12 protein-coding genes are annotated in these 12310 nt (G+C 67.6%); 5 read left to right on the top strand and 7 right to left on the bottom strand.

The window, feature by feature from the left end:
* The first annotated feature begins 146 nt into the window (after positions 1-146).
* The 3 genes from NBE95_RS07800 to NBE95_RS07810 all read left to right on the top strand — a co-directional run bounded on the left by NBE95_RS07800 (position 147) and on the right by NBE95_RS07810 (position 3620).
* Positions 147-1004, top strand: coding sequence for a sulfotransferase (locus NBE95_RS07800; protein ID WP_289893346.1), 858 nt, complete (start codon positions 147-149; stop codon positions 1002-1004).
* Positions 1005-1077: 73 nt separating this feature from the next.
* Positions 1078-2733: an energy-dependent translational throttle protein EttA gene (ettA, locus tag NBE95_RS07805; RefSeq protein WP_289893347.1), complete on the top strand. Its 1656-nt coding sequence runs from the start codon at positions 1078-1080 to the stop codon at positions 2731-2733.
* Entirely contained in the window at positions 2733-3620 is an 888-nt protein-coding gene (locus NBE95_RS07810) for a GIY-YIG nuclease family protein (protein WP_019351909.1), read from the top strand. Before ettA ends, NBE95_RS07810 begins: the two co-directional genes overlap by 1 nt.
* A 76-nt stretch (positions 3621-3696) precedes the next feature.
* Here NBE95_RS07810 and NBE95_RS07815 read toward each other — a convergent pair whose 3' ends face one another.
* Entirely contained in the window at positions 3697-5583 is a 1887-nt protein-coding gene (locus NBE95_RS07815) for an acyl-CoA synthetase (protein WP_289893348.1), read from the bottom strand.
* A gap of 130 nt (positions 5584-5713) precedes the next feature.
* Positions 5714-6214: a peptidoglycan-binding protein LysM gene (gene lysM, locus NBE95_RS07820; RefSeq protein WP_289893349.1), complete on the bottom strand. Its 501-nt coding sequence runs from the start codon at positions 6212-6214 to the stop codon at positions 5714-5716.
* 165 nt (positions 6215-6379) lie between these two features.
* On the opposite strand from lysM, the gene NBE95_RS07825 reads away from it, so the two are divergent.
* Positions 6380-6889, top strand: coding sequence for a CAP domain-containing protein (locus NBE95_RS07825; RefSeq protein WP_289893350.1), 510 nt, complete (start codon positions 6380-6382; stop codon positions 6887-6889).
* A gap of 84 nt (positions 6890-6973) precedes the next feature.
* Here the strand turns inward: NBE95_RS07825 and NBE95_RS07830 are convergent, their stop codons facing one another.
* From NBE95_RS07830 to tsaD, 5 genes are read right to left on the bottom strand one after another with little or no spacing between them, the layout of a single operon-like run.
* A complete protein-coding gene (locus tag NBE95_RS07830) occupies positions 6974-8779 on the bottom strand; it encodes an ABC transporter transmembrane domain-containing protein (RefSeq protein WP_289893351.1) in 1806 nt (601 codons plus the stop codon).
* 44 nt (positions 8780-8823) lie between these two features.
* The gene (locus NBE95_RS07835; protein WP_289894858.1) at positions 8824-9249 is read right to left on the bottom strand and encodes an EVE domain-containing protein; all 426 of its coding nucleotides are present in this window, start codon (positions 9247-9249) and stop codon (positions 8824-8826) included.
* Entirely contained in the window at positions 9249-9524 is a 276-nt protein-coding gene (locus NBE95_RS07840) for a YciI family protein (protein ID WP_289893352.1), read from the bottom strand. The genes NBE95_RS07835 and NBE95_RS07840 overlap by 1 nt, the downstream gene beginning before the upstream one ends.
* Positions 9521-10465 carry an NAD(P)H-dependent glycerol-3-phosphate dehydrogenase gene (locus NBE95_RS07845; protein ID WP_289893353.1) on the bottom strand — a complete coding sequence of 315 codons (945 nt, stop codon included), beginning with the start codon at positions 10463-10465 and terminating at the stop codon, positions 9521-9523. The genes NBE95_RS07840 and NBE95_RS07845 overlap by 4 nt, the downstream gene beginning before the upstream one ends.
* Complete coding sequence (gene tsaD, locus NBE95_RS07850) at positions 10462-11532, bottom strand: tRNA (adenosine(37)-N6)-threonylcarbamoyltransferase complex transferase subunit TsaD (RefSeq protein ID WP_289893354.1); 1071 nt, start codon at positions 11530-11532, stop codon at positions 10462-10464. The genes NBE95_RS07845 and tsaD overlap by 4 nt, the downstream gene beginning before the upstream one ends.
* An 80-nt stretch (positions 11533-11612) precedes the next feature.
* On the opposite strand from tsaD, the gene NBE95_RS07855 reads away from it, so the two are divergent.
* A complete protein-coding gene (locus NBE95_RS07855; protein ID WP_289893355.1) occupies positions 11613-12272 on the top strand; it encodes a uroporphyrinogen-III synthase in 660 nt (219 codons plus the stop codon).
* Positions 12273-12310 lie beyond the last annotated feature (38 nt).

Genomic DNA, 12310 nt, shown 5'->3' on the forward strand with positions numbered 1-12310 from the left:
CGCGGGCCGCGCGACCGCGACGCGGCCAACCGCTGCAAATGCAAGGACCGGCCCGATCCCGCAAAAACCGCCCCGCATGGCTTCCCCCCGCGGCGCGGCTGGCTTAATCAGGCGCAGGCAAGGCGACGGATACGAGGGCGCGACCGATGAACTGGGACCCCGAGGGCAAACCCCGCAAACCCGATTTCCTGGGCATCGGCGCGCAGAAGGCCGGCACCACCTGGCTGTCGCAGATGCTGGGCCAGCACCCCGCGGTCTGGACCCCGCCCTTCAAGGAGGTGCAGTTCTTCAACCACCGCTTCATCGAGGAGCACCGCAAATGGCTGCCCTGGCACTATCGCCGCGGCCGCCAGACCATCGAGAAGCGCTGGGCCGCCCGCGGCGAGGAGATGCCGCGCGACATGGTGCGCTATCTGGACCGCATCACCAGCGGCGCCATGTTCACCAATCATTGGTACAAGCAGGTCTTCGCCCCGGCGCCCGCCGGCACGCATCCGATCGACGTGACCCCGGAATATTCGACCTTGCCGCCGGAAGGCGTGGAATTCGTGGCGAAATTCCTGCCGCAGGCGAAATTCGTCTATATCATCCGCCATCCGGTGGACCGGGCCATCTCGCAGTTGAAGATGAACCTGACCCGCGCCCGCCGCAAGCCCAAGACGGTCGAGGCCTGGCTGGAGGAGGTCGAGGATCCGGTGCTGATGGATCGCGGCGACTACCTGAGCTACGTCCCGCGCTGGAACGCGCATTTCGGCCCCGAGCGGCTGCTTTACATGCCCTTCGGCATGATCGCCCGCGAGCCGCTGGGCTTCCTGCGCCGGGTCGAGGACTTCCTGGGCCTGCCGCCGCACGACTATCGCGACATCGGCAAGAAGGTCTTCGCCTCGGACAGCGGGCTTTCGGTGCCCGACAAGGCCCGCAAGCGCCTGCGCGCGAAGCTGGAGCCGCAATTCGAGTTTCTCGACCGGACCTTCGGACTGGATTTCACCAAGGACTTCCGCTGAGCCTTCCCCTTTCGCCCCCGCTCGACTACATAGCGCGCAGCTTCGCACGAGTTACAGCAAACGGGGAAAGATCATGGCCTCCTACCAGTATGTCTATCACATGGACGGGGTGTCCAAGACCTATCCGGGCGGCAAGAAGACCTTCGAGAACATCCGCCTGAACTTCCTGCCCGGCGTCAAGATCGGCGTCGTCGGCGTCAACGGCGCCGGCAAATCGACGCTGCTGCGCATCATGGCCGGCATCGACAAGGATTTCACCGGCGAGGCCTGGGCCGCCAAGGGCGCGACCGTCGGCTACCTGCCGCAGGAGCCGCAGCTCGACCCGGCGCTGAACGTGCGCGGCAACGTCATGGAGGGCGTCAAGGCCAAGCAGCAGAAGCTTGACCGCTACAACGAGCTGGCCATGAACTACTCGGACGAGACCGCCGACGAGATGGCGAAGCTGCAGGACGAGATCGACGCCGAGAACCTCTGGGATCTCGACAGCCAGATCGACATCGCCATGGAGGCGCTGCGCTGCCCGCCGGACGATGCCGACGTGGAAAGCCTGTCGGGCGGCGAGCGTCGCCGCGTGGCGCTGTGCAAGCTGCTGCTGGAACAGCCCGACATGCTGCTTCTGGACGAACCGACCAACCACCTGGACGCCGAAACCATCGCCTGGCTGCAAAAGCACCTGATCGAATATCCCGGCACCATCCTGATCGTCACCCACGACCGCTATTTCCTCGATGACATCACCGGCTGGATCCTGGAACTGGATCGCGGCCGCGGCATCCCCTACGAGGGCAACTATTCGGCTTGGTTGGAACAGAAGGCCAAGCGGCTGGAGCAGGAAGCCCGCGAGGACAAGGCCAAGCAAAAGACGCTGGAGCGGGAACTGGAATGGATCCGCGCCGGTGCCAAGGCGCGGCAGGCCAAGCAGAAGGCCCGGATCAACGCCTATAACGAACTGGCCGGCCAGTCCGAGCGCGAGAAGCTGTCGAACGCCCAGATCATCATCCCCAACGGCGAGCGGCTGGGCAACAAGGTGATCGAGGTCGACGGCCTGAAAAAGGCCATGGGCGACAAGCTGCTGATCGAGGATCTGACCTTCTCGCTGCCGCCGGGCGGCATCGTCGGCGTGATCGGCCCGAACGGCGCCGGCAAGTCGACGCTGTTCAAGATGCTGACCGGGCAGGAAAAGCCCGATGCCGGCGAGATCAGCTATGGCGACACGGTGAAACTGTCCTATGTCGACCAGTCGCGCGACGCGCTGGACCCGAACAAGACGGTGTGGGAGGAGATCTCGGGCGGCGCCGAGCAGATCGAGCTGGGCGACGCGACGATGAACAGCCGCGCCTATGCCTCGGCCTTCAACTTCAAGGGCGGCGACCAGCAGAAGAAGGTCGGGCTGCTCTCGGGCGGCGAACGCAACCGGGTCCACATGGCCAAGCTGCTGAAGTCGGGCGGCAACGTGCTGCTGCTGGACGAACCGACCAACGACCTGGACGTGGAAACGCTGCAGGCGCTCGAGGCGGCGCTGGAGGATTTCGCCGGCTGCGCGGTCATCATCTCGCACGACCGCTTCTTCCTCGACCGGCTCTGCACGCATATCCTGGCCTTCGAGGGCGACGCCCATGTCGAATGGTTCGAAGGCAACTTCGAGGATTACGAGGCCGACAAGGTCCACCGCCTCGGCCCGGATTCCATCGAGCCGAAGCGGGTGAAATACAAGAAGTTCACGCGGTAATGGGTAAGGGGCGCTCGGTCAGACTCTATCTTGCCGAAGGATCTGCTACAGGGATCTTGACTGCCGAAATCATTAACTGGACCGGCCACGCCCTGGCCGGTCCAAGAACTCGTCTTGAGGTAGCTCTGAAGCGTGAAGAGATGTTTCGGACGGGGGTTTACCTCCTTTATGGGGACAGCCTTGAGGGGGATCTTCCTTCTGTCTATGTCGGTGAGGGGGACAGCATCGCTGCGCGTATCCGGATCCACGCCCAAGACGATGAAAAGGATTATTGGGATCGTTTCGTTGCCATCACGAGCAAAGATCTCAACCTGACCAAAGCTCATGTGCGTTATCTTGAGAGCCGGTTGATTGTTCTTTTGCGTGAGGCCAAAAAATGCTCGTTGCAGAATAAAACCGAGCCGGTCTTCGAGCGATTGCCAGAAGCCGATATTTCCGACATGGAAACCTTTCTTGAAGAAATCCAGCTTCTTTTGCCGGTGATCGGAATTGATTTCCTAAGACGACCGCAAATGGCTGTCGCTCAACAAAGCAAAGAATCCTCATCTCAGACGGTGACGTTCTTTCTCACAAACGCCAACAAAGGCATTTCGGCTCGTGCGGTCGAGGCGGAGGGTGAGTTCATCGTTCTTACTGGCTCGACGGGAAGTTTGAACGTTTCCCCGTCGTTTCATGAAAGAATTCGGCTTGTTCGCGAGCAAGCGCTTGAGTCCGGGCGAGCCGTCCGGACTGACGATCATAACTTTCGATTGGTTGAAGATCTTGCCTTCAGTAGCCCCAGCGCGGCTGCCGTCTTTCTTTTCGGTACGAGCAGAAACGGCCGCACTGATTGGCTTGTGAGCGGGAGCAGTGAAACATATTCGACCTTCAAGGAGCGGCAGCTATAGGCGCCGCATCCTAAGAATATTCCTGCTGCAAGCCTTTGCAAAGGCTGACGCTGGGCGGGGTTACTGATTTCCCAGCTCAGGCCCATTCCCAAGGCCGGGTGAACTGTCCCAGGCAATCCGCCAGCGCCTGCTCGTCCACCGTGCCCTTGCGGGCCAGCCGCACGACCAGGCCGCGCTTCTTGTCGTCCACCACCTCGGCCACCTCGACCGCCAGCCCCGCCTTGGCCAGCGCCGCATCGTAGACGCGCTTGATCGCCAGCTTGCGCAGGTCGGGCTTGAAGATCTTGCCCACCGCGGTCTTCGGCAGCTCGGCCAGGATCTCGATATGCTTCGGCACCGCCGCACGCTCGTGGATATGCGCGCGCGCGTGTTCCATCAGCTCCTCGACCGACACCTCGGCACCCGCCACCAGCTCGACATAGGCGCAGGGCAGCTCGCCCGCGAAACTGTCCGGCTGGCCGATGGCGCCGACGAAGGCGACCTTGGGATGCGACAGCAGCGCATCCTCGATCTCGGCCGGGTCGATGTTGTGGCCGCCGCGGATGATCAGATCCTTGGCGCGGCCGGTGATCCACAGATAGCCGTCGGCGTCCATCCGCCCCAGATCGCCGGTGCGCAGGAAGCGGCCCTCGGCGAACAGGTCGCGGTTCTTGTCGGGCTCGGTATAGGTCGAGCCCTCGTAGACGCCGGGATTGGCGACGCAGATCTCGCCGATCTCGTCGGTGGCGCATGCGTGGAAGCCGGTCGCGTCGCGGCGCAGGATGCGGACATGGGTATAGGGCAGGGGGATGCCGACCGAACCCACCTTCTTCAGGCCGCCGACGGGATTGACCGAGACCAGGCAGGTCGCCTCGGTCAGGCCGTAGCCCTCGGCGATCTCGACGCCGGTGGCGGATTTGAAGCGGTTGTAGAGCTCCATGGGCAGCGGTGCCGAGCCGGAGATCGCCATGCGCAGCGACGAGACGTCGCCGTTCACCGGCCGCTGCATCAGCGCGGCGATGGCGGTGGGCACGGTGATCAGGAAGGTCGCCTGCCAGCGCTCGATCAGCTTCCAGAAATTGTCGAAAACCCCCTCGCCGCGATAGCCGGCAGGGGTGGGCATGACCAGCTGCGCCCCGGACATCAGGCAGGACATCAGGATCGGATAGGCGGCAAAGACGTGGAACATCGGCAGCGGGCACATCAGCACGTCCTGCTCGGTGAACAGCAGCGTGCCGCCCAGCCAGCCGTTGTAGATCATGCCGGATTGCTTGTGCTGGGCGACCTTGGGCGTGCCGGTGGTGCCGCCGGTGTGGAAATAGGCGGCGACGCGATCCTCGGCCGGCTCGTCGAACAGCAGGCGATTGTGGCGCTGGGCGCTGGCGGCGGCCTCGAAATCCATGACCCTGGCCTGGTGGCGGGTCGGCAGCTTGGGGCGCATCAGCGGCACCAGCAGGCGCTTGAGCCCGGTCAGATAGCCGCGCAGGTCGATCTCGAGCACGGTCTGCACGCCCGGCGCCAGCGCCACCGCCTCGGCCGCCTTCTGGGCGATGTCGGTCTTGGGGAAGCTCTTCAGCGTGACCAGGACCTTGGCCCCGGTCTCGCGCAGGATGCCGGCGATCTGCTCGGCATCGAGCAGCGGATTGATCGGGTTCACGATGCCGGTGGTGGCGCCGGCCAGCAGCACCACGGGCGCCTCGATGCAGTTGGGCAGCAGATAGGCCACCACGTCGCCGGGGCCGACGCCCAGGGTGTGGAACAGGTTCGCCGTCTCGGTGACCCGCTCGTGCAGCTCGGTCCAGCTGAGGGTGCGCGCCGGGGCCTTGGGGTCCGAGAACAGCTGGAAGCTGATCGCCGGGCGCTGGGGATGCTGGTCGCGGGTCCGGGTCAGGGCCTCGTAAAGGGTGCGCGGCACCGGACGTTGCGCATAGGGCATCTCCGCCTCGACCGCATCGCGGTCTGCGACGTTCGCGAACCTGGCCATCAATTTCCTCCCATCTTCCTGCCGGGACACAGGCGGGCCCCGCTTGCGGAAAGAATGGTCCGAAAAACCGCGCCGGGGCAAGCAGGGCCTTGCCCGCGGCACGCCGAGACGCAGCGTCAGAGACGCCGCGTCAAGCCTGCGGAATCCGCAGGGTCTGGCCGGGATAGATCTTGTCGGGATCGCTGAGCATGGGCTTGTTGGCCTCGAAGATCTCGGGATAGCGGGCGGCTTTGCCAAGATATTTCTGCGCGATGGCCGAAAGCGTCTCGCCCTTCTGCACGGTATGGAAAACCGGCTTGGCCCCGGCCGGCGCCGGGGTTTCGGTGCCCGCGCCCTCGGCCAGCTCGACATGCGCGATGCCCTTGATGTTGCCGACCGCCAGGATCAGCTTCTCCAGCGTCTCCTGATCGCGCGCCTTGCCCGAGATGATCACGGTGTCGCCGCGCAGCTTCAGGTGCACGTCCTTGCCGGTCAGCCCCAGTTCCTTGAGCTCGGCCTTCAGCGCCTCGACCTTGCGATCGGTGTCGCTTTGCGCCGGCTGGGCGGGGGCCGCCTGCGGGGCTGCCTGCGCCTGGGCTTCGCTGCCGAACAGCGATTTCCCGGCATCCTTCACGAAATCCCAGATGGCCATGGCCACTCCTTCTCTCAGATTGCGTCCCAGCGGCAACGTTCCGCCGAGCCGGCGGTTCCAGACAATTTTCGGCAATCGGAAGTTGAGAAACTGAACCCGCCCGCCTAGTTTGCGGCGATCAAGAGGATGTTGAAATTGAACAAATACGCTAACTATCTCGTTTCATTGACCCTTTTCGGGTTGATGGCGATCCCGTCCCAGGCCGGAGAGGCTGCGCGAATCTCGACCAAGGCGGCCGGGCAGGATCTGCAGCGCTCGGGGGCGGTGACCTGCTACCAGACGTCGATGCGGGAAAATCAGGCAGCGGTGCAGGCGACCAATGCCACCCGCAAGGCCCGCGGCCTGCCGTCGCTGAAGCCGAATGCCGAACTGGCGGTTGCCGCGGCGCGGCATGCTTGCGACATGGCCCGGCGCGGTGTCATGTCGCATCGCGGCAGCGGCACCAGGGGGCCGATGCAGCGGCTGAAGAAAGCCGGCTACCGGCCCAGCATCGCCGCCGAGAACATCGCCGCCGGTCCCTTCACCCAAGACCGGGTGCTGCGCGAATGGGTGCGGTCGAGCGGGCATCTCGCCAATATCCTGATCCCGCAGGTCAGGCATTACGGCATCGGCAAGGCGGTCGGCGCGGATGGCAAGACCGTGTATTGGGCGGCGGTCTACGGCGCACCGCGCTGACCGGGCGCCCGGCCGGTCACGCCGATCCCTTGCAGGGCCGGCGGCCCGCTGGGATGGCGGCGACCCCGGTGGCCCGGGCGCCAATCAGGCCCCGGCCGGTTCGGTCGGATCGGCGGCGCCTTCGGTGAATTGCAGCCGGGCCAGACGGGCATAGAGTCCGCCTTGCGCCACCAGATCCTCGTGCCGGCCCTGGGCGACGATCCTGCCGTGATCGAAGACCACGATGCGGTCGGCCTTCTTCACCGTCGCCAGCCGGTGCGCGATGATGATCGTGGTGCGGGTGCGGGCCAGATCGTCCACGGCGTTCTGCACCAGCCGCTCGGATTCGGCGTCAAGGGCCGAGGTCGCCTCGTCCAGCAGCAGGATCGGCGCGTCGCGCAGGATGGCGCGGGCGATGGCGATGCGTTGCTTCTGCCCGCCGGACAGCATCACCCCGCGCTCGCCGACATAGCTGTCATAGCCCTCGGGCAACAGGCGCAGGAATTCGTCGGCATGGGCGGCGCGGGCGGCGGCCTCGACCTCGGCATCCGAGGCGCCGGGGCGGCCGAAGCGGATGTTTTCCCGCGCGGTGGTCGCAAAGATCACTGGATCCTGCGGCACCAGCGCGATGGCCTGGCGGAAATCGGCGCGCGCCATGTCGCGCAGGTCGATGCCGTCGATGCGCACCGTCCCGGCATCCGGATCCCAGAAGCGCAGCAGCAGCTGGATCACCGTGGTCTTGCCGGCGCCCGAGGGCCCGACCAGCGCCACCGTCTCGCCCGGCGCGATGTCGAGCGTCGCGCCCTCCAGCGCCGAGCGGTCGGGGCGCGACGGATAGTGGAAGGTCACCGCGTCGAAGCCGATGGCGCCGCGCACCGGGCGGGGCAGGGCGACGGGATCCGCCGGATCGGTCAGCGCATCCTGCGCGGTCAAGAGCTCGCTCAGCCGCTCGGTCGCGCCGGCGGCGCGTTGCAGCTCGCCCCAGATCTCGGACAGCGCGCCGACGGCGCCGGCGACCAGCACGGCATAGATGACGAACTGCACCAGCTCGCCCACCGTCATCGCTTCCAGCCGCACGTCGCGCGCCCCGATCCAGAGCACGCCCAGCACGCCCGAGAAGATCAGGAAGATCACGATCACCGTCATCACCGTGCGGGTCTTGACCCGGCTCAGCGCCGAGTCGAAGGCGCGCTCGGTCACCTCGGTGAAGCGCGCGCGGGTCGGCCCCTCATGGGTGAAGGCCTGCACGGTCTGCGCCGAGAGCAGGCTTTCCGAGGCGGCGCCCGAAGACTGCGCGATCCAGTCCTGGTTCTCGCGCGACAGCTTGCGCAGCCGCCGGCCCAGCACGATGATCGGCACCACGATCACCGGCACCAGCACCAGAAGCAGCATGGAAAGCTTGGCCGAGGTCCAGACCAGCATCACCATGCCGCCGGTCAGGATCAGGAAATTGCGCAGCGCGATCGACACCGATGAGCCGATCACCGACTGGATCAGCGTGGTGTCGGTGGTGATGCGGCTGATGATCTCGCCGGTCAGCACCCGTTCGTAGAAGGCCGGGCTCATGGCGATGACCCGGTCGAAAACCGCCTTGCGGATATCGGCGACCACCCGCTCGCCCAGCCGGGTGACGAGATAGTAGCGCATCCCGGTCCCCAGCGCGAGCAGCCCGACGATGGCGAGCGCCGCCCCGAAATATTGGTCGAGCAGATGCGCGCCGGCATCGAAGCCGTCGACCACCCGGCGCACGGCAAGCGGCAGCACCAGGCTGATCCCCGCGGTCACGGCCAGCGCCGCCAGCGCGGCGGCCAGCAGCCCGCGATAGGGACGGATGAAGGGCCAGAGCGCCCGCAATGCGCCGATGCGTTTCGTCGTCGGACGGTCCGCGACGGGTTTGGGTCCGCGTGCCATATCTCTTCTCCTGGGTCGCCCGGACGGGGTGCCTGGTGGCTTGGTCAGAGCGGTTCGGTGCCGCCGGCCAGTTCCAGAATGACCTCCCATTCGGCATCCGAGACCGGCTGCACCGAGAGGCGCGAATTGTTGACCAGAACCATCGCGGCGAGCCGCGGCTCGGCCTTGGCCTCGTCCAGCGAGATCGGCCGCTTGATGCGGGCCACGGCGCGGACGTCCACGCATTCCCATTTCGGGTCCGCGGCGGTCGAGTCGGGATGCGCCTCGGCCAGAACCTCGCAGATGCCGACGATCTCCTTGCCGATGTTGGAATGGTAGAAGAAGCCGCGCTCGCCCTTCTTCATGGCGCGCATGTTGTTGCGGGCCTGGTAGTTGCGCACGCCGTCCCATTGCTCGCCCTTGTCGCCGCGGGCGATCAGGTCGTCGAAGCCGAAGACGTCCGGTTCGGACTTGAACAGCCAATGCGCCATCAGCCGATCACCTTCTTCCATTCGATCACCTCGACCGAGGCGAACAGTCCGGCCAGCGCATAGGGGTCCTGCGCCGCCCAGTCCTTGACCTGGGACAAGCTGTCGCCCTCGACGATCAGCAGCGAGCCGCAGGGCTGGCCGTCCTGGACGAAGGGACCGGCCAGCGTCACGCCGGGCTGCGCGCCGAGAAAGGCGAGATGCTGCTCGCGGGTATCCAGGCGGGTTTGCAGCTTGCCGGCATGGTCGCGGCAGATCACGGCGAAAAGGGGCATCATTCCTCCTTGAGCGGACGGTTCAGCAGAATGTCGAGCGCATGTTCCATGGCGATGCGGCCCTCGGCAAGACCCGCGACCAGATTCGACACCGGCATCTCGATTCCCATGCGGGCGGCAAGGGCGGTGATGGCCCGGGCGGTGGCGGCGCCCTCGACCGTGGTGCCGGCGGCGAAGTCGCGGCCGGCGCCAAGCGCGAGGCCGTAGCGGAAATTGCGCGACTGGTCCGAGGTGCAGGTCAGCACCAGATCGCCCAGGCCCGAGAGCCCGGCCAGCGTCTCGGCCCGCGCGCCGCGCGCCGTGGCCAGCCGCACCATCTCGGCAAAGCCGCGGGTGACGATGCTGGCGCGGGCGCTGTCGCCATAGCCCGCGCCGATGGCGGCGCCGGCGGCGATGGCGATGACGTTCTTCAGCGCCCCGCCCAGTTCCGCCCCCGGCACGTCGGTGGTGCGGTAGAGCCGCAGCGCGCCGGTGGAAAGCTGGTGTTGCAGGGATTGCGCGGCCTGGGGATCGGCGCAGGCCAGCGTCAGGGCGGTGGGCAGGCCGCGGGCGATGTCGGCGGCGAAGCTGGGGCCGGTCAGCACCGCCACCGTCGCTTGCGGGCAGGCGGCGCCGATCAAGGCCGAGGGGCCGGTCAGGCTGGCAAGGTCGATGCCCTTGGCGCAGCTGACCAGCCGGCGGCCGTCGAACAGCTGCCCCTGTTCGGCCAGGAAACCGCCCAGCACCTGGGCCGGCAAAGCCAGCAGCACGGTATCGGCAAGGCAGTCCTGCAGCGCGTCGGTGACGCGCAGGCTGTCGGGCAGGCGGATGCCGGGCAGGCGCGGGTTCTCGCGCGTCCCGGCCCAGCCGATGTCGCGGCCCCAGAGCGTGACCGGCGCCTTGCCGGCCAGCACCACCGCCAGCGCCGTGCCGAAGGCGCCGGCGCCGATCACCGCCACGCTCATGCCTTTGCCCCCCGCTTGCCGGCGCCCAGCATCGGCGCGGCCCTTTGGTCCAGCGGCCAGCGCGGCCGCGCCGCCAGGTCCAGGCCGTCGCGCTGGCCGGCCTGGTAGGCCTCGATCCCGGCCCAGGCGATCATCGCCGCATTGTCGGTGCACAGCCGCAGCGGCGGGGCCAGGAAGGTCGCGCCGGCGCCGGCCGCGACCGCCTGCAGGGCGGCGCGCAGGGTCTGGTTGGCCGCGACCCCGCCAGCCACCGCCAGCACCGGGGCGGGCGATGCGGCCAGCGCGCGGCGGGTCTTTTCCGCCAGCACCTCGGCCACCGCCGCCTGGAAGCCGGCGCAAAGATCGGCGCGGTCCTGTTCGTGCAGCCCGCCCTGCGCCGCCACCAGCTCGTCGCGCTGGCGCAGCACCGCGGTCTTGAGGCCCGAGAAGCTGAGATCGCAGCCCGGCCGGTCCAGCAGCGGCCGGGGCAGGGCGAAGCGCCGCGCATCGCCGGCGCGGGCCGCGGCCTCGACCGAGGGACCGCCCGGCTGCGGCAGGCCCAGAAGTTTCGCCACCTTATCGAAGGCCTCGCCCGGGGCGTCGTCGATGGTGCCGCCAAGCCGGGTGAACTCCTCGGGGCCGTCCACGCGCAGGAACTGGCAATGCCCGCCCGAGACCAGCAGCATCAGATAGGGATAGGCAACGCCATCGGTCAGGCGCGGCGTCAGCGCATGGCCGGCAAGGTGGTTCACGCCGACCAGCGGCAGGCCGCTACCCGCTGCCAGCCCCTTGGCCAGCATCACCCCCGACAGCACGCCGCCGATCAGCCCCGGCCCGGCGGTGACGGCGATGCCGTCCAGATCGCGCAAAGCCAGCCCGGACTGGGCCAGCGCCGCCTCGACGCAAAGGTCCAGCTTCTCGGCATGGGCTCGGGCGGCGATCTCGGGCACCACGCCGCCGAAATCGGCATGCAGCGCCGCCTGTCCCGCCACCACCGAGGCGAGGATCGTGCGGTCGTCGCGCACCACCGCCGCGGCCGTGTCGTCGCAGCTGCTTTCGATGCCCAGAAAGGTCAGTCCCATGCTCATCCTTGTTCCCGTGCCGCCAAGGGCCTAGGCAGAGGGGGAACTAACACCTTGTCAGGCCGATTGCCATGCCGCCCAAGCCCGTGCCCCTGCTGCTTCTGACCCGGCCCGAGCCGGCATCGCGGCGTTTTGCCGCAGCCGTGGCGCATCTGGGGCTGCCGGTGGTGATCTCGCCGGTGCTGTGCATCCGGCCGGTGGCGCATGATGCGGCGCGGCTGGCGGCGGCGCGGGGGCTGGTCTTCACCTCGGTGAACGCGGTGCCGGCGGCGGGCGCGGGGCGCGGCCGGCCGGCGATCTGCGTCGGCCCGGCGACCGCCGAGGCGGCGCGCGCCGCGGGCTTCGCGGTGACCGAGGGGCCGGGCGACGCGGCCCGGATGATGCCGCTGCTCAGGGGGTTGGACGCGGGCTGGCTGCACCCGCATGGGGCGCATGTGGCCAAGGAATTGCCGGTTCCGGGCATGGTCGTCTATGACCAGTTGCCCATGCCGCTGACCCCCGAGGCGCAGGCGGTGCTGGCGGGAACCGCCCCGGTGATCCTGCCGCTGTTCTCGCCCCGTTCGGCGCGGCTGCTGGCCGGGCAGGCCGGGGGCGCGCGGGCGCCGCTGTGGCTGGTGCCGATCAGCGCCGCGGCGCGGGCGGCGTGGCAAAACCCCGCCGACCGCGCCGTCATCGCCCCTGCCCCCGATGCGGAAGGGATGATATGCGCGCTGGAAAGGCTGCTCGGCGCGGAACAAAGCATGTGAGGCGGGTTGAGGCGTATCGCGCCGCCCACTAGACTGCC

The organism is Paracoccus sp. TOH, from assembly GCF_030388245.1.
Taxonomy (GTDB): Bacteria; Pseudomonadota; Alphaproteobacteria; order Rhodobacterales; family Rhodobacteraceae; genus Paracoccus; species Paracoccus simplex.